Origin of the sequence: Phytobacter diazotrophicus, assembly GCF_052061655.1 — a bacterium.
GTDB lineage: Bacteria > Pseudomonadota > Gammaproteobacteria > Enterobacterales > Enterobacteriaceae > Phytobacter > Phytobacter diazotrophicus.
Genome location: NZ_CM125428.1, coordinates 3,596,117 through 3,617,199, shown reverse-complemented (window position 1 = coordinate 3,617,199; position 21,083 = coordinate 3,596,117). Strand labels below are relative to the sequence as shown.

Below are 21,083 nucleotides of genomic sequence, written 5' to 3'. Positions count from 1 at the left end.
GATGTAAAAGGCGGGATTATACCGTAAACGCATGGGCAGCACACAGGGAATACACGTTTTCCCGTTGCAGATATGTTGTTGGGATAGACAGAATGTGATTTCTTTTCAGCAGAGCAGAAAAAAACTGATATTCTGAACAGAGTTACACGGTAACGTTGAGATCGCAATGAAATATCAACAACTGGAAAATCTTGAAAGCGGCTGGAAATGGAAGTACCTGGTAAAAAAGCACCGGGAAGGTGAGCTTATTACAAGATATATCGAAGCCAGCGCGGCCAAAGACGCCGTCGATTTATTGCTAACCCTCGAAAATGAACCCGTGCAGGTGAATGCCTGGATTGAGCAGCATATTAATCCGTCTCTCATGAACCGCATGAAACAGACTATTCGGGCACGGCGTAAACGCCATTTTAATGCCGAGCATCAGCATACGCGCAAGAAATCAATCGACCTTGAATTTGTTGTCTGGCAACGTCTGGCCGCTCTGGCACAGCGTCGGGGCAAAACCCTTTCGGAGACCATTGTGCAGTTAATTGAGGATGCCGAGCATAAAGAAAAATACGCCACCACCATGTCGTCACTTAAACAGGATTTGCAGGCGCTATTAGGCAAAGAGTGATTTTTTGTACAATTGGTTTTGTTCAGGCAATAAAAAACCCCGCATCGCGGGGTTTTTTTACAGCACGTGAACTTAAGCCTGAGGCTGAGTTACAACGTCTTTGCTGCCACGAACTTCGATTTCTACACGACGGTCCGGCGCCAGGCAATCGATCAGCGCAGGGCGCGCTTTCACGTTGTCACAGGTGCTGCCAGTAACCGGCTGGGATTTGCCCATGCCACGTGCAGAGATTTTGTTCGCCGGGATACCTTTAGAAACCAGGTAATCAACAACGGACTGAGCACGTTTCTCAGACAGACCCTGGTTGTAAGCGTCAGAACCGATACGGTCGGTGAAGCCCAGAACCACGACGGAACCGTCTTTCGGATCCAAGTTGCTCAGCTGACCATACAGCTGATCCAGTGCCTGCTGACCTTCCGGTTTCAGAGTCGCTTTGTTGAAGTTGAACAGGACGTCAGACTTCAGAGTGAAGTGTTTGGTCTGTACTTCCGGAGCCGGAGCCGGAGCTGGCGCTACTACTGGCGCTGCTTCTTCCTGCTGGCCGAAACGGTAGGAAACACCTACGCTCAGCATGCCGTTGTCCGGACGGGTACCAACGGTGTTTGCATCACCGATGTTGTTAACCCACTGGTATTCCAGACGGGTAGCGATATCACGGGTAACTGCCCACTCAACACCGCCAGCGAATACCGGGGAAACACCGGTGTCGTGGTCTTTGAAGTTGTTGATGTTGGCTTTAGAATCTGCACGCCATACCATGCCGCCCAGACGGGTGTAGATATCCAGATCGTCAGTGATCGGGTAACCCAGTTTAGCGGTCAGCTGTACGCCTTGAGCTTTGAACGCACCGTTTACGTTGTCGCCTTTGTATGGCATACGACCTAACCAGTCGTAACCCATCTCAAAACCAACGTACGGGTTAACCTGATAGCCACCGAACGCACCTGCACCAAGCTGGCTTGAATGGGTCGGGCCGTCGTTCGGAATGAAGCCGGTGTCGTGGAACTGAGACCAGCCCAGTTTGCCACCTGCATACCAGGTATTATCTTTCGGAGCGGCCTGCGCTACGGTAGCGAAACCAGCCAGTGCCACTGCAATCGCGATAGCTGTCTTTTTCATTTTTTGCGCCTCGTTATCATCCAAAAATCGCCATGAAAATCTCGATGAGAAGTCACGGTTAAATCCTTCACCGGGGGCGTTGCTCATCAGTCCCTATAGAGATATCTTCACGATATCTTTGGCTTATGCCGAGCACCCCTGGCGATGTAAAGTCTACAACGTAGTTGAAAACTTACAAGTGTGAAGTCCGTCAGGCATATGAAAAAAAAGGCTTTGTATACACAATATTTAACACTTTTGCGGAACTATTCGCCAGTTCAGTTGCCTTGTAAGTCGCCTGAACCGGGCGTTGGCGGCGTATTTTACTGATTACACGACAAACCTTGTCAGACAGAAAAATAATGCCAGGATTTATCCTAATTTTACTCAATGATACAAATTTGAGTGAATTTTTATCCCGGAATGCTGTCTCGCAGCGAGAGGATTACATTGTACTGGACGCATAACGAAGCCTATAGCGTTCCCTTCTTCGGCTGCAATCGCCAGACGCTGGTGTTCTTCTTCGGTCAATTCTTCGGCATGCCAGCCAATCACAACGCTATAGTTGCCGGTACGTAACGCACGAATCATCGATTCCAGCGTAAGGCAGGGGGAGAGCTGACTGATCTGCATAACTTTAGTCAGCGGCAGGCCTGCCGACAATACCCATTCACGGCTTAATTTTTGTTGCGGCGTTAACCAGAGCTGCCAGCGCGATTGTTGACCCAGTTGCTGTAATAACGGCAACAGCAGCAATTGTGTCATTCCGGGCTGATCTTCGCGATAAACAACCTCACTGATCAGACCCGTAGAAGCCTCAATGGCCTCCGCGTTGTGTGCGGAAAGAAATTGTGTTGAACGATTTGCACGGCTTAATGAATGGTACATGATCAACCCAGCCCTGTTAGTTACTGTATAAACATACAGTAACCCCTGGGCGTTCAAAGATCAACCTCATTTTCTGAAAGCATCTCGCAATTTTGTCTTGTATTGCGATGAAGACGCAAAATTTTCTTGCTGAGTTGCGCGCACTTGCCTATGTTCCTCAGTAGCGGATCGGTTAACAGAATTAATGTTTTTACTCCATGATTTACAAGGGAATAATCATGAAAAACATATCCTATCAAAGGATCTATCAGTCCCGGGAATACCTCGCACCTTTGGGGAAAATTCGCTTTCGCGCGCATTTTGGTGGCTACAGCTTATCGATAGACAACACCGTGTTTGCGATGATTTCAGAGGGAGAGTTATACCTGCGTGCCTGTGAGGAGAGTGCGCAATATCGGGTAATACGACGTTCACCTCTTCTGACAATCCAGAAGCGTGGCCGCGCTGTTTCACTTAACTACTACTTTGTTGATGAGCATCTCTGGCGTGACTTACCAACATTGTTGCGGCTTTCATCGCAATCGCTCGCGGCGGCTCGGGAGGAAAAAGCGGCGCGAGATACGCCACATCGCCTTAAGGACCTTCCAAACATAAGCTTTCAACTTGAGATGATGCTTTTTGATGCGGGGATACCAGACGAACGCATGCTGCGGCATCTGGGCGCAAAAGCGTGTTGGTTGCGTTTGAAGGCATTGAACAAACACATGGGCATCAAGGTACTGCTGGGTCTGGAAGGTGCGATCATTGGGCTGCATGAAGCTGCGCTCCCGGCGTTGAGACGCCAGGAGCTAATTGACTGGTACCACGAGGTGGGTCAGAAAAAAAACCAGGATCACTAAGTCATGATCTGCCGCTGTAAACGGCACATCTCTGGCAAAAGGGCGATAAGCAGCCCTATTTGTTGCAATACAAGGGGTTCTTTGCTGTCAGGTCGCGGCTCAAGATGCTTAATTCGTCGTGATAAATCTGCCAGTGTTAACTGTACGCGCTCTTCATCAGCAGGCTGGTGATGAAGGGCGTCATCAACATAGCAGACTGCATCATCCAATAAGCGAAGGATGGCCGGATGAGTAAGCTGTTCGCGATGCGCGCCAAGAGCAGAGATATAGCTGGTACAGGTATGATTCAGGCAAAGTAATCGAAATGCCACTTCACGCAGTTCAGGTGTCGCACCGGGTTCCGATGCCATATTCGAGACCACCGACGCCAGTTCGGCATCTCTGTTATAGGCGTTTCTGCGGGCAATACGGTAGGCCAGACGGTTATCACGCCCCTGATGATATTGTTCGAGAATTGCGTCCAGATAACGGCAGTTGGCATTAAATGCCTGCTCGGTCACGCGTGCCAAATTGCGAAAACGCCAGTCTGGCCAGATAAAACTTACCGCAGCCCAGGCGATGGCGCATCCGATGATTGTGTCAATAACTCGCGGCATGGCGACTTCAAAACCTTCGCCGAGCAAATTAAAGCAAAGCAGCACCAGTAAGGTGATGAACATGGTGGCCTGTGCGTATTGTACAAGACGAAAGGCGAAAAAAAGCACACCGGTAACAACAATCAGTATCAGTTGCCCCTCCAGGGAGGGAACAAAATAAAGGACCGGGAGGCCGAGGGCGATGCCTGCAATAGTTCCGACGATACGCAGCGTGAGACGGTGGCGCGTGGCGTTGTAGTTAGGCTGGCAGACAAACAGGCTGGTGAGCAGAATCCAGTATCCGTGGTGCAGACCGGTAATTTGGATGATGGCGTAGCCCGCACACAGCACAACAGACATCCGCACGGCATGGCGAAACAGTGCCGATTCCGGTGTAAGGTTGTTGCGTAAACGCAGCCAGATATCGCTCAATCCATGCAGGCTGTCATCTGCCAGTAAGTTTTCCGTTTCGTTTTTCTGCGCAGTTTGCGGTTGTCCGGACTCAATACTCGCTAGCTGTGCGTCGATGGCGCGGAGATTGTCGAGTAAGAAACCCAACGCTTTCAGTTGATCAGACGACGTTGTACCGCTGGCTCGAATGCGATCTAGCGCGGCATCAAGATGTATAAATGCGCGTTCGAAGCGGTGATCATGCTGGTAAGGTGTGCGAAGCAGGATGGCGTTAGCGAGCCTGGAGCAGGCCTGGGATTGCAGAGTAATCAACCGCTGAAAACGGAACATCACATCGCTGTAGCGAAAATGTTCCCGCAGTGTCTGGTACTGTATATGCGAAGAGCTGGCACGTTCATGAATATCCTGTGCGGCAAAATAGTAGTGCAGCGTACGCCGCGTTCCTCGCTGTCCGCGATCGCCCCGCAGGCGGGTCAATAATGACGCCTTGGTCTGGTTTAGTGTTGACACCAACTGCCCGTTGGCCAGCGCCAGCTCATAAAGCGGGGCCTGGCTTTCCTCCTCAATATCCGGATCGAACAGTCGCGCTTTGAGCTCCAGATAATGGGATAACTGCTCGTAGCAGCGCGCCAGATTATCCTGCAGCGGACGGATGGGGAAAACGAGATGCCCGACCAGCGTCAGCACGTTAAACCAGATGGCGCCTGCGAGCAGTAAAAGTGGCTGCTGATACCATGCGGTATATAACGTGGTGCCAAGCATGGTGTAGATGGCGATAAGCAATGCGCCGAACGCAATGGTGGCGTAGCTTTGCCCCAGTCCTCCCAACAAAATAAACCCAATGGTCGACGTGATAAGCCCAATGGCAAATAACCAGGGCCAGGGAAACAGAAGCTCGACCGACGCCGAGGCGATAAAAAAAGAAATCAGGGTAATGATTAAATTACGTAGACGGCCGGTCAGGCGATCATCGAGATCCGCCAGCGCCGCGGCAACAACGCCCAGTGTTAAAGGGATCGTTAGTTTCGCGTCGCCAAGCAGCCACGGCAATGCCGCCGTTCCGCTTAGCGCAAGAAAGATACGGATGTTGTAAAGCCAGGCACTATTCCAGGTGTACCGGCGAAGGAGGGGGCTTAGCATAGTATTCGTGACTCGTTTACGGGAAACGACGGCGAGCATTGGCTTCGCGCGCGGCACGGGCCACTTCAACCGACACAACACGACGGCCAACCGGCCATAAGGCGATTGCCGCAATTTTAAAATTGGCGATACCGACCGGGATGCCGATGATGGTCATGCACTGGGCAATACCGGCCATGATGTGCATCACGCAGAGCCACCAGCCAAACAGCACGAACCAGAGAATGTTGAGCACGGTCCCGCCAGCATTCATGAGGGTATTTTTACTGCCAGGGTTCAGCTCATCGACATGCACAGCTTCGTTGCCCCAGGGGATCAGCGACAATTTAGTGATTTCCCAACAGGAGCGCGTAAGCGGCAGGGTAATAACCAATGCAACACTCAAAATCGTTGTTAATAGCCAGCCGAGTGTGGTGGCAAAACCGCCAAGGACAAAGTTCAATATATTCAGAACGGTACGCATATTACCTCAATGCTATTCTGTCAGGGAATTGACCTGACAATTGTAACGATTTTTTGGGCTGGAGCACGTATTCTCTGGCGGTTAAACTGGCAATCACAGTCATAAGCTGAAAAAGGATGTGTGATGGAACTAAAAGCGACTTCGTTGGGAAAGCGGCTGGCGCAGCATCCATATGATCGAGTAGTCATCCTCAATGCGGGCGTGAAGGTTTCAGGTGATCGACATGAATACCTTATTCCCTTTAATCAGCTGCTGGCAATCGAGTGCAAACGTGGCCTGGTATGGGGCGAGCTGGAATTTGTTCTGGCAGATAATAAAGTCGTTCGTTTGCACGGGACTGAATGGAATGAAACACAGCGCTTTTATCAGCATCTGAATGAACGCTGGGTGGCGTGGAGCACCGAGATGAGCGAAGTGGCAGCGGGGGTGCTCTCCGAACAACTCGCGGACATTTCCGGACGTATGGATCAGGAAAAATGGCTCACTCGCGCGCAGCTTAAAGGTGTTCAGCAACAGCTTCACAAGGCGTTCGATGCGTTGCCTGTCCCCACCAGCCGCCTTGAATCTTTTGCTAACTGCCGGGAGCTGTGGCGGCAATGCCAGGCCTGGTTAAAAGATACAGAGGCTGGACGCGCGAAACATAATCAGGACTGGACCGACAAAATGCTGGTCCAGTACTCGGCATTTTTTAAAAATATCGAAAGTTCTCCGCTTAACCCGGCGCAGGCAAGGGCGGTGGTCAATGGTGAAAACGCGCTGCTGGTGCTCGCCGGGGCAGGCAGTGGAAAAACTTCGGTGTTGGTGGCTCGCGCAGGCTGGCTGCTGCTGCGTGGCGAAGCATCAGCGGATCAGATCCTGCTGTTGGCCTTTGGTCGAAAAGCCGCGCAAGAGATGGATGAGCGCATTCGTGAGCGGTTGCATACGGATGACATCACTGCACGTACGTTTCATGCGCTGGCGTTATACATCATCCAGCAGGGTGGAAAAAAAGCGCCGGAGATTAGCAAACTTGAGAGCGATACCAGCGCCCGACAAACGCTATTGCTTAAAGCCTGGCAAGCTCAGTGCGCAGAGAAAAAGGCGCAGGCCAAAGGCTGGCGACAGTGGCTGGAAGAGGAGCTGCAGTGGCAGGTTCCGGAAGGCAACTTCTGGGACGATGAGAAACTGCGGCGTCGGATGGGGCCCCGATTGGATCGCTGGGTCAGCCTGATGCGCATGCATGGTGGCAGTCAGACTGAAATGATTGATGCGGCGCCGGAAGAGGTACGCACGCTGTTCAGCAAGCGGGTCAAACTGATGGCACCCCTGCTGAAAGCCTGGAAAACCGCGCTAAAAGCGGAAAACGCCGTCGATTTTTCCGGATTGATTCATCAGGCGATTAACGTGCTGGATAAAGGACGTTTTGTCAGCCCCTGGAAGCATATCCTGGTGGATGAGTTTCAGGACATCTCGCCGCAACGTGCCGCGCTGCTGGCTGCATTGCGGCGGCAGAATTCACAAACCACTTTGTTTGCGGTGGGTGATGACTGGCAGGCCATTTACCGTTTCAGCGGCGCGCAACTCTCGCTGACCACGGCGTTTCATGACTCTTTTGGCGAAGGCGATCTGTGCGCGCTGGATACAACCTATCGTTTCAACACACGCATTGGTGAAGTCGCCAATGGATTTATCCAGCAGAATCCGCACCAGCTCAATAAACCTCTTAACAGCCTGAGCGCCGGGGATAAAAACGCGGTGACATTATTGGCGGCGGACCAACTGGATGCGCTTCTCGATAAGCTCAGCGGCTACGCCACCCAGGAGGATCGTATTCTGGTGCTGGCGCGTTATCACCATGGTAAGCCCGCCAGCCTTGAGAAAGCCGCCACGCGCTGGCCAAAACTGCAGCTCGATTTTATGACCATTCATGCCAGTAAAGGCCAGCAGGCTGAGTATGTCATTGTGCTGGGGTTACACGAAGGGCAGGACGGTTTCCCGGCTCCCGCCCGTGAGTCCATTATGGAGGAGGCGCTGTTACCGGTACCGGAAGATTTTCCTGATGCCGAAGAGCGACGCTTGTTGTATGTCGCCATCACTCGAGCACGTAAACGCGTCTGGCTGCTGTTTGATAAAGACAATCCGTCGCGATTCGTTGAGGCGCTCAGGCAGCTTAATGTGCCGGTGGCGAGAAAACCCTGAGAGCAGGCGGCATCAGCCGCCCGCAAAGACTATTTCAGACGTTCAGCGAGATAGCGCTGGTAATCGGGGATCAGGATTTCGACACTTTCTGCGAAACCGGGAGACTGGATGATGAAATCAGCGGTGGAAAGGTTGGTGGCGACCGGAATATTCCACACGGTCGCCAGACGCAGCAACGCCTTAACATCCGGGTCGTGCGGCACTGCGTTCAGCGGATCCCAGAAGAAAATCAGCACATCAATTTTGCCTTCCGAAATGAGCGCCCCAACCTGCTGGTCACCCCCCATCGGACCGCTCAGCATGGCATTCACTTCAAGACCGGTAGCCCGCTGAATCAGGTTCCCGGTAGTCCCGGTGGCATAGAGAACGTGATTAGCCAGTTTGGGCTGATGGCGTTCAACCCATGTCATCAGCATCTGCTTGCAATGGTCATGCGCAACCAGTGCGATGTGCTTACGCACGGGTAAGGAGCGTGTTGTGAGTTCCATAATCCGATTCCGTCAAAGTATTTTCGCTACAGATTACTGGAAGCGCCTGATGCTGCAAGAGAATGGCGTAAAAAATTATGCGCAAATGCGCGTAATGTTAACTGGCGCGGATCATGACGGGGGTTGTTGCTTAATCCATTGCATAAAACGGTCACGGGTTTGCGGGTCAGCCTGTTGGTACCAGAACTTAAGGCGCTGTTCTGTGAGGGTTTGCGATTGTGTCTGTGGGGTATCCAGTTCTGAAACGCCAGAGAGTAAGGTGCTGTCATCGGCCATCATCGTCGCAAATTTAGGCAGCGAAGCATATTTCCCCGCTTTGTTGTAATGCTCTGTCTCACGTTCATAATCAATGATTTTCCCGTTTGCACTGATCTCAAGGATATCGAGTTTTACCGGAATTGGTGTGGCGTTGCCATCCAGTAAAGCCAGATGAGGCGTGGCGTTAAACGCCTCGGCTGCCTTTTGCGTGTCGATAGGGGGAAGGTTGAAATTGACCTGGCTGATGCGCTGCGTATCGAAGGTGGCAATCAGCGGTACGGAAATAAATAGCCGGGATTCGTGATTGCCTGGCTCCATATTTTTTTCAACCCGGAAAACCACCTGATGAACGCCGTTTTCCAGTTCTATACTTTCCGCGCCGCGAAGTAGTGAGCTGGACACCTTTTTGCCATCAAGAACCAACAGGTCGATATCGCCAGACAGACGGAGCGACGTGGCCAGTACATTAACCGGTATCAAACACGTGATAATGAATACTGTCCACCCGCACTTCATTGCAAGCTCCCCTGTTCTCATTGCAAATTCACATTTCAATTTATTTATTAACTTATAGACATATAACCTGTTCTCGCACTCATACTTCTGTATGGGATACATGGTTGTAGCGCAATGTTTGACATACACTTTGGAAAACCGCTGGAGGAAACCATGAAAGAGACCGATATCGCCGAGATCCTGAAATCGACACGTACCATCGCGTTGGTGGGGGCGAGTGACAAACCTGACCGGCCGAGTTACCGGGTTATGAAGTATTTGCTTGACCAGGGCTACCACGTTATTCCGGTATCACCGAAAGTTGCCGGTGAAACGCTTCTGGGGCAGCAAGGATATGCCACGCTGGCTGATGTGCCGGAAAAAGTGGATATGGTTGACGTATTTCGTAATTCCGAAGCGGCATGGGGCGTTGCCCAGGAAGCTATTGCCATCGGCGCGAAAACATTATGGATGCAGCTTGGCGTAATCAACGAACAGGCCGCCGTGCTGGCCAGTGAGGCGGGATTGAAGGTCGTGATGGACAGATGTCCGGCTATTGAAATCCCGCGGTTAGGACTCGCAAAATAAAAACACCCCGCATTGCGGGGTGTTGTCAGTTACGCAGGCGGGGTGCCTGCAGTTGCCTGCGGATCGTCCGCGCCAGCTCATCCATCGAAGGTTGTTCAGGATGTTCTTGCTGAATCTCACTGGTCAGTTGTGCTTCGGCCAGATAGGTGTGTACCGGCTGGCCGTCATCATCTTCCATCACCACATGGTACCAGGGAGCAGCCCGGAGTTCATCGTTAACCGCCAGTTCGTCGACTGACGGTTCGTCGAGTGAATACTCAGGGTCAATATCCACCACTACGCCAAGATAGCCCAGCAGCGAGTGGCGAACCTGCTGACCAATACCGTATTTGCTGGCAATCATTGTCACCTCCCGGGAACCTGTACATGACCCAGATATGCGGGCAAGGCTCCAAAAATCAAGTTACATGACGCGACAGGCAAACCCTTTAAGGTACAGTCCTTCCGGGTAGGGAGCGATCACCGGGTGATCGGCGGCCTGACGGAACTGCTCTATAAATTGTACATCACGGCCAGCATCTATTGCGGCGTCGGCGATGATTTTCTGAAATAAATCTGTGGTCATCAGGCCAGAGCAGGAGAAAGTCAGTAACACGCCGCCGGGGTTCAACAGTTGGATAGCGAGCATGTTGATATCCTTATAGCCACGACATGCACCCTGAAGCTGACTCTTATTTTCTACGAATTTTGGCGGATCCATGACGATGACATCAAACGTCTCGCCCTGATCGCGATATTTGCGTAACAGTTTGAAGACGTCATCACGAATGAACTCAGCCTTGCTGAGGTCAAGCTTGTTTAACTCAACGTTCTTTTTGGCAACGTCCAGCGCTTCCTGGGAGGTATCCACACTCACCACCTGACGGCAATTGCCCATCAGAGCGGACACGGCGAAACCACCCGTATAAGAGAAACAGTTAAGGACGCGTTTGTCGGCAACGTAACGGCGGGTTGCCAGGCGGCTGTCGCGTTGATCGAGGTAATAGCCGGTTTTGTGGCCGGCCTTAATATCGACATACAGCTTCATGCCATTTTCCTGGATTGGCAGCAGATCAGGCGGCAACTCACCCACAACTGGACCCTGCGCGAGCGCCAGCCCCTCTTTTTTACGTACCGCAACATCGCTGCGATCGTAGATGGAGCATTGCGGATAGCGTGTCTGCAGCGCAGAGATAATGGCAGCGCGCTGATATTCAGCACCAGCGCTCAGCAATTGCAGTACCAGAAAATTACCGAAGCGGTCGATGGTAACGCCCGGTAAACCATCGGATTCACCTGCGATCAGACGATAGCTGTCCAGCCCGTCGCGCTCTGCCAGCCAGTCACGCCATTGCTGTGCCTGCTGCAGGCGGCGGGTAAAGAACGCGATGTCGATGAGCTCGTCTTTGTCGAAAGTCCAGACGCGAGCGCGAATTTGCGATTCCGGCGAAAAGGCGCCGCGCGCCAGCCATTTACCCTGCGCATCGACGATGTCGATAGTCTCACCGAGACGGGCTTTTCCTTCCATACGGCTTACGGCGCCGGAGAACACCCAGGGATGGCGGCGCAGCAAGGACTTCTCGCGCCCTTTGGCTAACACTAAACGGGGAAACCTTGCACTTGTAGATTCGGTCATACCGGGGAACCTCTGACGAACGTCAATATTAACCGGGGGATATCGGCCCGGCTCTTGATAATTAAACGGCGCGTAGGGTAGCACACATGCCCGGACCAGGCACCCGCCTGATGGGGTGAGCGTTTCGGCACAAAAACAAAACGTTCAGGCACAACGTCCATGCACGCTAAACCTTAAATTGTATTTCTCAACATCAACGAGGAAATACAATGAAAAAAATCACCTTCACCGTCTTAACTTTTTTGGCCGCCGGGAGTGTTAATGCCTTCGCGGCTGAGACGTTTAGCCTCAGCAGTGCGGATATTCAGAACCATCGCTTAACAGAACAACAGGTTTTTGCGGGATTTGGTTGTCATGGCGACAATACATCGCCGCAACTGGCCTGGCATAATCCACCCGCAGGAACCAAAAGTTTTGCGATTACCGTTTATGATCCCTCAGCCCCGACGGGAAGCGGCTGGTGGCACTGGACGGTGGTGAACATACCGGTGAAAACACAAACATTCCCAACGGGCGCCGGAGATGAAAAGAGCCCTACGTTGCCTGACGGGGCAGTTCAGGGGCGAAACGATTATGGCTATGCGGGCTTTGGGGGCGCATGTCCTCCCGTCGGCGATAAACCGCATCCGTATCAATTCACCGTATGGGCGCTGAGTACTGATAAACTGCCCATTGATAGCAACGCAAGTGGGGCTCTGGTTGGCTATATGCTCAACAGTAATGTCATTGCAAAAGCGAGTTTCACAGCAACATACGGAAGATAAAGGTGACACGGTGCAGAAAGTCCAGTTTCAGCATAAAACGTTAACGGCGGCAGAGGTTCGTTCGAACCATCTGCATCGTCTGCATCGTGTAAAGCTTTTCAGTGCTGCCATTTGCCATATTACGCAGGGAAGCAAGATTATTATTCAGGAAGATAATCGGGTTGTCGCGACACCTGATGAGCTTATTATCGTTCCGGCAAATACCTCTCTTGAAATCATTAATCAGCCAGTACAAGGCCAGTTTCACTCCGATTTATTAGTATTATCGCCCGATCTGCTCACAGAGTTTAAAACACAATATGTACGGGATTTTCCTGCCGCCAGGCCTGCGTCCGTATGCGCCCCTCTAAGTCATGATCTGGCATTTATGTGGGACAATTTATTGCATGCGGTTCGCCATGATTTACCGGAAAAATTACAAAAACATCAGGCGATGGGGCTTTTGCTAGCACTGCTTGAAGAGGGGGTTGCGGGTCCACTTCTGATTGAGCGTCGTTATAGTTTGACCGAGCAGGTGCGACAAATTGTCATGTTATCCCCCGCAAAAAACTGGAGTGTGCAAGAGATAGCAGGGCAACTTGCTATTGGCGAATCCACTTTACGCAGACGGCTTAAAGATGAGTCTCAAAGTTACCGACTAATTGTCGAGGAGGTTCGCATGTCGCTTGCCTTGTCACAGCTACAATCCACTACCTTGCCTATTGGCGAAATAGCTTCTCGCTGTGGGTATCTTTCGGGTTCGCGTTTTACTGCCAGATTCCGCGAGCATTATGGATGTTTACCTAAAACTGTACGCTGAAGGTTAACGTTTCTACTATTAAAAGAGAGACTGATTCTGCGTGAGAGGAGGTGGTTATGGCGAACGAGACAACATCGAATTGCGTAATATGTTGGGTTCATGGCATGGTCCAGGGCGTAGGGTTTCGTTATAGCACGCAACGTGAGGCGCAGCGTCTGGGATTAACCGGTTACGCGCGCAATATGGACGACGGCAGTGTAGAGGTTGTCGCTTGTGGCGATAACGAGAAAGTGGAGCAACTCATTACCTGGCTGAAAGCCGGTGGACCGCGCAGCGCCCGGGTTGAAAAGGTCTTAACAGAGCCTCATCAACCTGGCAGAGAATGGACGAATTTTGGGATTCGCTATTAAATGCATTTTACCGGTTTTGGCAGGCCGGCAATTTTTGTTGCCTGCTTTGCCGGTCCTTTCGGGAAGAGGCGATACAGATAACGACTGTTGCCTTTTTCTTCACCGAATTTGTTAGCCATCGCTTTTACCAGCATGCGGATGGCGGGCGACGTATTGAATTCCAGATAAAACTCGCGCACAAAACGCACCACTTCCCAGTGTTCTTCTGCGAGGGTGATTCCTTCATTTTCGGCAATCGCCGACGCCAGTGCTTCATTCCACAGAGTTGTGTCTTTCAGATAGCCTTCGCTATCGGTTTCAATTTCTTTACCGTCAAAGATCATGGTCGTTCACAAGGTGAGTCAATAACGCGGGGAGTGTAGCAAAAAACAAAGCCCCACATAAGCGGGGCTCTGGTAATGCACGATGACGCGATTAGTCGCGGCTGGCGAAGCCCAGAATGCTCAGCAGGCTTACAAAGATGTTGTACAGCGACACATACAGGCTCACGGTTGCGCGAATATAGTTGGTTTCACCGCCGTGAATGATGTTGCTGGTTTCAAACAGGATTGCGCCTGAGGAAATCAGGATGAACACTGCGCTAATAGCTAAATGCAACGCCGGAAGTTGCAGGAAGATATTGGCAACCATCCCGACCAGCACAATCACAATACCTGCCATCAGCATACCGCCGAGGAAGGACATGTCTTTGCGCGTGGTCAGCACATACGCTGAGCAGCAGAAGAACACCAGTGCGGTACCCCCGAGCGCCAGGCCGATGATATCGCCCATGCCTGCAGACAGGTAAGCATTCAGGATTGGGCCCAGGATGTAACCCAGGAAGCCGGTAAAAGCGAAGGCCGAAAAAATACCCGCCGGTGAGTTCGCCGTTTTATAGGTCAGGAACATCAGGCCGTACATCCCAACCAGCGTCAGAATCAGGCCCGGAGAGGGCAGCATCAGCACGGTGCTTGCGGTTGCCGTGATGGCGGAAAAGGCCAGCGTCAGGCTCAGTAAGAAATAGGTATTGCGCAGCACCTTATGGGTGCTAAGCAACGATGAACGGTCGCGCGAGGAGGTAATAATACGATCCATGAGGCACTCTCTTTTAACATAACAGATGTCATTAAATGTCGAGGATAGGAAATCCCCGTTTCCTTACAAAGTTGTTTTACCCATCTTTACTCAAAAAGCAAGCAAATCCATTTGGTTAAATATGCTTCTAATGCTCAAAAATTAAGCACAAGTGCGCATTTGAAGAAAATAACCATACCAGTGTCTTATATGTCACTGAAAAATATTGCCCTGATGACTTGAGCGCGCTAAGAAAGAAGTCGCGTCGTCATCAGAAATATAATCAGGGCGAAAAAGATGAAATCACGATATTTTACCCGTATTACCCTAAGCGCCTTAGCGTTAGGCATTATGAGCGCCTCCGCGTCGTTAAGTGCGGCGACAATTCCCACAGGAACTGAGCTGGCGGCCCAGCAGGAGCTGGTGCGTAACAATGGCAGCGAACCTGCGTCTCTCGATCCGCATAAAGTAGAAAGCGATGTCGAATTCGGGATTATCAGAGATTTGTTCGATGGGCTTGTTGCGGTAAAAAAAGATGGCTCTGTTGAGCCACGTCTTGCGCAATCATGGGAAAACAAAGACAACACGGTATGGGTGTTTCATTTGCGCCCTAACGTGACATGGTCTGATGGCACCGCCATTACGGCAAAAGATTTCGTCTGGAGCTGGCAGCGACTGGTCGATCCGAAAACCGTGTCTCCCTATGCCAGCTACCCCGGCAACATGCATATAGAAAATGCCGCCGACATTGCTCTTGGAAAAAAAGCGCCCGAGACACTGGGTGTCAAGGCGCTGGATGATAATACCCTGGAGGTTCGCCTGACGCAGCCGACGGCGGCTTTCCTCGCTATGCTGGGACATCCGGCAATGGTGCCGGTCGATAAAATACTTATCAACCGCTTTGGCGAAAAATGGACCAAGCCTGAACATATTGTTACCAGCGGCGCCTACAAACTTAGCGACTGGGTAGTCAATGAGCGTATCGTCGCGGTACGCAATACGCGCTACTGGGATAATAGCGCGACGGTCGTCAATAAAGTGACGTATCTGCCCATTTCCTCTGAAACCGCCGATGTAAACCGTTATAAAGCCGGTGAGATAGATATCACCTATACCGTGCCGGTAAATCAGTTTGCCCAGTTGAAGAAGACGCTCGGCGATCAGGTCAACGTTTCGCCGCTGCTGGCGACCTATTACTACGAATTCAATACCACTAAAGCACCGTTCAACGATCCGCGCGTACGTCGGGCGCTCAATATGGCGCTGGATAAAGATATTATTGCCGATAAGGTGATGGGGCAGGGGCAGCGTCCAGCCTGGTTAATCAGCCAGCCAGAAATTGGTGGAGTAACCTTATCCGCACCGGATTACGCCGCCTGGCCACAGGAAAAACGGATTGCAGAAGCGAAACGATTGCTCAATGAAGCCGGATTTAATGAAGCGCATCCACTGTCGTTTAATCTGCTTTATAACACAATGGAGACCCATCAGCGCATCGCGATTGCCGTTAGTTCGATGTGGAAGAAAAACCTGGGAGTAGAGGCAAAGCTGCAAAACCAGGAGTGGAAAACGATGCTTGATGCCATGCATACCGGTCATTTTGATCTGGTTCGCTATGCCTGGAATGCCGACTATGATGATGCCGCAACCTTTTTGAATAACTTCCGTACAGGCGATAGCGAGAATACCTCGCAGTACAGTAATCCGGCTTACGATAACGCATTACGAAATGCTGCCAAAGCAAGCAATCTCGCCGAGCGAAGCAAATATTACCAGCAGGCGGAAGATTTACTGGGGCAGGATGTCCCGGCGATCCCTGTTTACCATTATGTCCGCGTGCATCTTGTGAAGCCGTGGGTCGGCGGGTTTGACCCGGACAGGCTCGGGTATTATTTAACGAAGGATATGTACATCAAAAAACATTGAGGTGCTGTCGCCATAAAAAAACGGCTGTAAAATGGTCAGTGTGTTGTTATTTCAGGCGATTAACACACATTTGACTGTTTTTCAGGCATATGAACATTTCAGGGCTTTACAGATGCATCGGGGATGTTTATAGTGCGCCTCATTCCGGAAGTGTGGCCGAGCGGTTGAAGGCACCGGTCTTGAAAACCGGCGACCCGAAAGGGTTCCAGAGTTCGAATCTCTGCGCTTCCGCCAGATTAAACAAGGGCTTACCATTTGGTAAGCCCTTTGTTTTTGAGGCGAAGAATAAAAAGACTTTTCGAGAAGAGTAGCTCACCCCGCCATTTGCCTTAACAGTGATTTTCCCCAATAACCGCACGATCATGTCTCAGACTGCTTTGCACTCTTCGGTTATAGATCAGCACCTGACTTTCTTTTTTGGCCTGCTGAATAAAACTCCCCTTATCAGACACCTGCATCCAGCCCATCAGCTTGCCGCGTCAGCTTTTTGGACTCAAATAATGCGTTAAAACTGATCATGGTCTTTCCTCAATTGATGGATTTGCTCTGATCAGGCGCAGCTAAAACGGGATGTGGTGCATGTCTTGCGACATCGGACTGCGCATATTCGTCGTTGAGACCATAAGCTTGTTTCTGGCGTGCGGGTTTAAATACAGATGAGTTGAAAGCGTGGTGGTGTGCGCTTCCATAGCGACGCCTGTGATATACTTTCAGCCGGGCCACGGCATCGTCGTTGGTCTTTCCTCGGCGCGGGATTGGTCTCCCGTTGCCACTACCCGATGGATTGGTCTCCGCTCGGGGTAAAAGAGCCCACTTCGGTGGGCTTTTTTACATCTTTAAGGTTGTGATGCCAGGCGTTTATCTTCTGATTGCTGTCAATGCAACTGCAATTCACTCCGGGTCTTACCTCGGATCCTTTGTCTGTCTTTCCAGACTGTCAGAACGTTTTACTGAACAACTGCCGCGTGGTTAGTGCGTTGTTGGTGTGATTAATTTAGGTGTGTCTAACTTTTTATGCAACTTTAAAATTAGATAAAACGAACAAAACGAGTAAAAATAAAGTTATGTAATTGAAAAATAACTAATTATTTATTGTTTCTTGCTTTGAGCAATTCCTCGAACAACCGATTGAAATCTGCCACTTTTTCACGCAAGTCGGACAAATGTCGCTCTTTTTCAGACTCGGGAAGGGATGCAAATAGCGATAACAGCTCTTTTTCACTCTCGTTTAGCTGATTTTGCGGGGGGATGGGGTCGCCGGGGGCGCTGTTTTCGTCGCCGTAAAGAATCCATGTAGGCGAACATTGCAGCGCCGAGCTAAGGGAAAAGAGGTTCTTGCCCCCTGGTTCACTATCTCCAGTTTCCCATTGTGAAATAGTAACATGCGCGACTTTAACCAGCTTGGCTAACGCCCTCTGGGTAAGATTCAATTCTTTTCTGCGCGCTCTAATGCGCTCACCTGGCATCGTCATAGTTAGATAATTCTAAATTCCCTTGACTTCGTTATCTCGAACACCTAGCTTGTTAGAAAAATCTAACAAACAGGAAGAGATATGTTAACAAGCGAAGCGATCAAACATTTCGGTAGTAAGAAAAAACTTGCTGAGGCCGCCGGTGTGAAAGCACCGACCGTATACGCATGGGGTGAGTTGGTGCCCGAAGGTAAAGCCGCTCGATTAGCGCTGATCACCGAAGGGTTTTTGAAATATGACCCTGAGGCTTACAAAAATCGCAGCCATTCAACCCATGATGCAGCTTAGCAACAGGAGCTGGCAGACTGGGAATGACCGCCCAGTATTTGATCTGCGTGGCAATTAAAAAATTTGCGGCAGCGATTGTTGCGCTGCTTTTCGATGCGAGAGGCCGACCGCAGCACGTTGCATGCGCCTTACAGACCCAGCAGGAAACACAGCGCCTGACCAGCGTTTAACTGTGCCGAGGAAAGACCAATGCAAACACAATGTATTACTTGGCTTAATGGCTTTCGCCTGAATGCTGAGCCGGTATTTATTTCTGACGAACAGGAAATTTATGTGGTGCAGATTGACGCGGAAAACCAGGACATCCCTGGATCGCGAAAAGCTGAAACTCGTAAACAACGCCTGTCGACAGCTGATGATGAACACGTGTGCCGATACCAGGCTGAATTGTTGGGGATCTAACGATGAGCATGACGCTGACAGCCCGCGCAATGAGCATTAAAACGGGCAACCCAATTCGTAAACTGGTCCTTATCAAGCTGGCTGATAACGCCAACGACAACGGTGAATGCTGGCCGTCGTACCAACATATTGCCGATCACTGTGAATGCAGTCGAAGTGCCGTGCGCGAACATGTTGAAGCCCTGATTGAAATGGGCTTACTACAAAAACTTAATCGTCCAGGCGTTAAAAATGGAAAGGGCAATGCATCAAACATTTATACGTTAAATCTTGATAAACGTGTGCCGCGAAAAAGCACCCCCCCTGTGCCACAAGAAAACACAGGTATGCCGCCAGGGAGCACTCCCCCTATGCCAGCTGGTGGCACCAGAATCGGTCACTATTCTGAATCATCCATTGATCCAAAAGATCCCCCTTATCCCCAGCGGGAGGAGGATATGGGAATTCATGCTGACGCTCAAAAAGCCCTGGACTACTACAACGCCAAAACAGAGACCCGCTGCCGTGACATGAAACCGTTCGTTGTATTGCTGACACCGACAAGCACCCGGGCAGCATATAGCCTGGACGACATCAGACTGGTAATTCGCTGGGTGCTGGCAACCTGGAATCGACGCGGCACCGGCTTACCAAAACCGGTGAATATTTGCCGCGTGAACCGGTTCGATGGATACATCGCTGACGCTGAAAAATGGGCCATGACTGAGGCAAACATTGACCCGGTGGCTGTCATGGAGGGTTTCAATCAAATTTTTGCCGGGCTTATGCCGATGGCAGAACTGGACGCCGACCGTCGTCGCTCAATTATCCGTCTGGCTGCGCACATGAAAAACCAGACAACCGGGGCATTCCTGGGTTACTTCGAGAGATTCCGTGAAACCGCTTCTGATTTTTATTTCGGTGGTGAACACGACGACGGCTGGCGTGCCAGCTTTGACTACCTAATGAAGCCTGAAACGCTCCGCAAAACACGTGAGGGGGCACTGTGACGCCGCAGGAACTGGAATCAATCGTGCTGGCCGGGCTGCTGAACGGCGGCGCAACGCCAGACGCGTTTGACGTTATAGCCACGACGCCAGACACGGCATTCAGCACTGGATTTTACCGCCGGGCATTTGCTGAGATAAAAAAACAGGCACTGACGGACGGCATGATCGACCTGCTGTTTGTGAGTGAGGCGCTGGGCGGGCAGGGGACCCTGGGTAACCTGGCGGAAATCTGCAAACAACCCGCTACTGTGCCGAACCTCAAGGGATACGCCGCAAAAATGGTTAAGGCATGGCGTAGTCGAGAAATGGCACGCTTGCTGCAGGATGGTGCTGACGGCATACGCAATGCCGTCAATCAGGACCAGCGTGACCAGATCACAGAGAACACTATCGCGCAGTTGCTGGATATGACCGCCGACACCGGCCATGTTCAGCCGGTGCACATCCAGGATCTGTTGCCGCGCTACATGAATACGGTTCAAAAACGGATAAATGGTGATGCTGAAACCCGCAATTTAATGACAGGTATAGAAGACCTGGATCGGGCGACAGGCGGCATTAACACCACCGATTTAGTGGTTGTTGCTGGCCGCCCGGGTATGGGCAAAACCGAATTCAGTCTGAACATTGTCCATGCGGTCTCCGGACGTGGCGGAGGCGCGCTGGTTTTCAGTATGGAAATGCATGCCGGGCAAATTGTTGAGCGTTCGATCGCGGGCACCGGGAATATGTCAGTTTCGCGCCTGCGTAATCCGAAAGATATGGAGGATGGGGACTGGGCGCAACTGACCAGCGCGCTGGGGCTACTGAATAACAGGGATATATGGATTGTTGATGCAACGGATCTCACCGTTGAGCAAATCCGGGCTATCGCCGAAACCCATAAACGGCGTTATCCGCATCTGTCCATGATCATGGTCGATTACATGGGCCTGATTAAAAAGCCCAAAGCCGAGCGTCACGATCTCGCCGTCGCGCACATTTCCCGAAGCCTGAAAACCATGGCGATGCGCCTGCATACCCCGGTATTTGCCCTGAGCCAGTTATCCCGCGCCGTGGACACGCGCCCGGCGGCACAGCGCCGTCCGGTCATGTCTGACCTTCGCGATTCTGGCTCTATCGAGCAGGACGCTGACAGCATTCTGTTTTTATACCGCGAGGACGTTTACAACCTGGATAAGCCACCAACTAACATTGCTGAGGTCATCCTTGGAAAATCCCGCTTTAGCGCAGCCGGGACAGTGATTTATCAGGAATTTCGTAACGGGCATTTCCTGCCCATTGATCAGTATTGCGCAAGAGAGAAAACCCGCATTCAACTGGAGGCAAGTCATCCTAAACAGCCACGCCGCTATGACCAGAAGTACAGCAAAGAAGCCTTTTAA

The 21,083-nt window shown here is 51.2% G+C and carries 23 protein-coding genes, 1 tRNA gene and 1 pseudogene; 14 read left to right on the top strand and 11 right to left on the bottom strand.

Going from position 1 to position 21,083, the window contains the following annotated elements; all coding sequences use genetic code 11:
* The first annotated feature begins 166 nt into the window (after positions 1-166).
* Entirely contained in the window at positions 167-619 is a 453-nt protein-coding gene (matP, locus tag ACS0RQ_RS17675) for a macrodomain Ter protein MatP (RefSeq protein ID WP_047371001.1), read from the top strand.
* 72 nt (positions 620-691) lie between these two features.
* On the opposite strand, the gene ompA is transcribed toward matP, so the two are convergent.
* Positions 692-1,738: a porin OmpA gene (gene ompA / locus ACS0RQ_RS17670; protein ID WP_132441225.1), complete on the bottom strand. Its 1,047-nt coding sequence runs from the start codon at positions 1,736-1,738 to the stop codon at positions 692-694.
* A gap of 366 nt (positions 1,739-2,104) precedes the next feature.
* Positions 2,105-2,605: an SOS-induced cell division inhibitor SulA gene (gene sulA / locus ACS0RQ_RS17665; protein ID WP_271850920.1), complete on the bottom strand. Its 501-nt coding sequence runs from the start codon at positions 2,603-2,605 to the stop codon at positions 2,105-2,107.
* A gap of 218 nt (positions 2,606-2,823) precedes the next feature.
* Here sulA and ACS0RQ_RS17660 point away from each other — a divergent pair, with 218 nt between their 5' ends.
* Positions 2,824-3,444, top strand: coding sequence for a TfoX/Sxy family DNA transformation protein (locus ACS0RQ_RS17660; RefSeq protein ID WP_271850919.1), 621 nt, complete (start codon positions 2,824-2,826; stop codon positions 3,442-3,444).
* Here the strand turns inward: ACS0RQ_RS17660 and yccS are convergent.
* Both yccS and ACS0RQ_RS17650 read right to left on the bottom strand, forming a co-directional pair.
* Positions 3,441-5,570 (bottom strand): YccS family putative transporter, encoded by a 2,130-nt coding sequence (gene yccS / locus ACS0RQ_RS17655; protein WP_334634223.1) that lies wholly within the window; start codon positions 5,568-5,570, stop codon positions 3,441-3,443. The genes ACS0RQ_RS17660 and yccS overlap by 4 nt on opposite strands.
* A gap of 16 nt (positions 5,571-5,586) precedes the next feature.
* Positions 5,587-6,033 (bottom strand): YccF domain-containing protein, encoded by a 447-nt coding sequence (locus tag ACS0RQ_RS17650; RefSeq protein ID WP_271850917.1) that lies wholly within the window; start codon positions 6,031-6,033, stop codon positions 5,587-5,589.
* A 123-nt stretch (positions 6,034-6,156) separates the two neighbouring features.
* Here ACS0RQ_RS17650 and helD point away from each other — a divergent pair, with 123 nt between their 5' ends.
* Positions 6,157-8,211, top strand: coding sequence for a DNA helicase IV (helD, locus tag ACS0RQ_RS17645; RefSeq protein WP_271850916.1), 2,055 nt, complete (start codon positions 6,157-6,159; stop codon positions 8,209-8,211).
* 29 nt (positions 8,212-8,240) lie between these two features.
* Here helD and mgsA read toward each other — a convergent pair whose 3' ends face one another.
* Both mgsA and csgI read right to left on the bottom strand, forming a co-directional pair.
* Positions 8,241-8,699 carry a methylglyoxal synthase gene (gene mgsA / locus ACS0RQ_RS17640; protein ID WP_039078592.1) on the bottom strand — a complete coding sequence of 153 codons (459 nt, stop codon included), beginning with the start codon at positions 8,697-8,699 and terminating at the stop codon, positions 8,241-8,243.
* A gap of 111 nt (positions 8,700-8,810) precedes the next feature.
* Positions 8,811-9,494: a curli synthesis inhibitor gene (gene csgI, locus ACS0RQ_RS17635; protein WP_271850915.1), complete on the bottom strand. Its 684-nt coding sequence runs from the start codon at positions 9,492-9,494 to the stop codon at positions 8,811-8,813.
* Between the two features lie 132 nt (positions 9,495-9,626).
* Here csgI and ACS0RQ_RS17630 point away from each other — a divergent pair, with 132 nt between their 5' ends.
* A complete protein-coding gene (locus ACS0RQ_RS17630) occupies positions 9,627-10,040 on the top strand; it encodes a CoA-binding protein (protein WP_193795638.1) in 414 nt (137 codons plus the stop codon).
* Positions 10,041-10,065: 25 nt separating this feature from the next.
* Here the strand turns inward: ACS0RQ_RS17630 and hspQ are convergent, their stop codons facing one another.
* Together hspQ and rlmI are read right to left on the bottom strand one after the other, a co-directional pair.
* Positions 10,066-10,383, bottom strand: a complete 318-nt coding sequence (gene hspQ, locus ACS0RQ_RS17625; protein ID WP_039078594.1) for a heat shock protein HspQ — start codon at positions 10,381-10,383, stop codon at positions 10,066-10,068.
* A gap of 60 nt (positions 10,384-10,443) precedes the next feature.
* Entirely contained in the window at positions 10,444-11,655 is a 1,212-nt protein-coding gene (rlmI, locus tag ACS0RQ_RS17620; RefSeq protein ID WP_271850914.1) for a 23S rRNA (cytosine(1962)-C(5))-methyltransferase RlmI, read from the bottom strand.
* 209 nt (positions 11,656-11,864) lie between these two features.
* Between rlmI and ACS0RQ_RS17615 the strand changes: the two genes are divergently transcribed.
* The 3 genes from ACS0RQ_RS17615 to yccX are packed head-to-tail and all read left to right on the top strand — an operon-like array spanning position 11,865 to position 13,568.
* Positions 11,865-12,419: a YbhB/YbcL family Raf kinase inhibitor-like protein gene (locus tag ACS0RQ_RS17615; protein ID WP_271850913.1), complete on the top strand. Its 555-nt coding sequence runs from the start codon at positions 11,865-11,867 to the stop codon at positions 12,417-12,419.
* A gap of 10 nt (positions 12,420-12,429) precedes the next feature.
* Positions 12,430-13,218: a helix-turn-helix transcriptional regulator gene (locus tag ACS0RQ_RS17610; protein WP_271850912.1), complete on the top strand. Its 789-nt coding sequence runs from the start codon at positions 12,430-12,432 to the stop codon at positions 13,216-13,218.
* Positions 13,219-13,274: 56 nt separating this feature from the next.
* Positions 13,275-13,568, top strand: a complete 294-nt coding sequence (gene yccX / locus ACS0RQ_RS17605; protein ID WP_039078597.1) for an acylphosphatase — start codon at positions 13,275-13,277, stop codon at positions 13,566-13,568.
* Here yccX and tusE read toward each other — a convergent pair.
* Positions 13,565-13,891, bottom strand: coding sequence for a sulfurtransferase TusE (gene tusE, locus ACS0RQ_RS17600; protein WP_039078598.1), 327 nt, complete (start codon positions 13,889-13,891; stop codon positions 13,565-13,567). The genes yccX and tusE overlap by 4 nt on opposite strands.
* A 91-nt stretch (positions 13,892-13,982) precedes the next feature.
* Positions 13,983-14,642 (bottom strand): FtsH protease modulator YccA, encoded by a 660-nt coding sequence (gene yccA, locus ACS0RQ_RS17595; protein WP_039078599.1) that lies wholly within the window; start codon positions 14,640-14,642, stop codon positions 13,983-13,985.
* A 330-nt stretch (positions 14,643-14,972) separates the two neighbouring features.
* On the opposite strand from yccA, the gene ACS0RQ_RS17590 reads away from it, so the two are divergent.
* Positions 14,973-16,547, top strand: a complete 1,575-nt coding sequence (locus ACS0RQ_RS17590; protein ID WP_420372477.1) for an ABC transporter substrate-binding protein — start codon at positions 14,973-14,975, stop codon at positions 16,545-16,547.
* A 146-nt stretch (positions 16,548-16,693) separates the two neighbouring features.
* Positions 16,694-16,781, top strand: a tRNA-Ser gene (locus tag ACS0RQ_RS17585).
* An 851-nt stretch (positions 16,782-17,632) separates the two neighbouring features.
* Here ACS0RQ_RS17585 and ACS0RQ_RS17580 read toward each other — a convergent pair.
* Entirely contained in the window at positions 17,633-18,019 is a 387-nt protein-coding gene (locus ACS0RQ_RS17580) for a helix-turn-helix domain-containing protein (RefSeq protein ID WP_079496795.1), read from the bottom strand.
* 81 nt (positions 18,020-18,100) lie between these two features.
* On the opposite strand from ACS0RQ_RS17580, the gene ACS0RQ_RS17575 reads away from it, so the two are divergent.
* The 5 genes and pseudogenes from ACS0RQ_RS17575 to ACS0RQ_RS17555 all read left to right on the top strand — a co-directional run bounded on the left by ACS0RQ_RS17575 (position 18,101) and on the right by ACS0RQ_RS17555 (position 21,083).
* Positions 18,101-18,307 carry a Cro/CI family transcriptional regulator gene (locus ACS0RQ_RS17575; protein WP_271851865.1) on the top strand — a complete coding sequence of 69 codons (207 nt, stop codon included), beginning with the start codon at positions 18,101-18,103 and terminating at the stop codon, positions 18,305-18,307.
* 14 nt (positions 18,308-18,321) lie between these two features.
* Positions 18,322-18,477 (top strand): annotated as a pseudogene (locus tag ACS0RQ_RS17570) (toxin YdaT family protein); the annotation flags it as partial.
* Between the two features lie 19 nt (positions 18,478-18,496).
* The gene (locus ACS0RQ_RS17565) at positions 18,497-18,709 is read left to right on the top strand and encodes a hypothetical protein (RefSeq protein ID WP_271851866.1); all 213 of its coding nucleotides are present in this window, start codon (positions 18,497-18,499) and stop codon (positions 18,707-18,709) included.
* Between the two features lie 2 nt (positions 18,710-18,711).
* Complete coding sequence (locus ACS0RQ_RS17560; protein WP_271851867.1) at positions 18,712-19,698, top strand: helix-turn-helix domain-containing protein; 987 nt, start codon at positions 18,712-18,714, stop codon at positions 19,696-19,698.
* A complete protein-coding gene (locus ACS0RQ_RS17555; RefSeq protein ID WP_271851868.1) occupies positions 19,695-21,083 on the top strand; it encodes a replicative DNA helicase in 1,389 nt (462 codons plus the stop codon). Before ACS0RQ_RS17560 ends, ACS0RQ_RS17555 begins: the two co-directional genes overlap by 4 nt.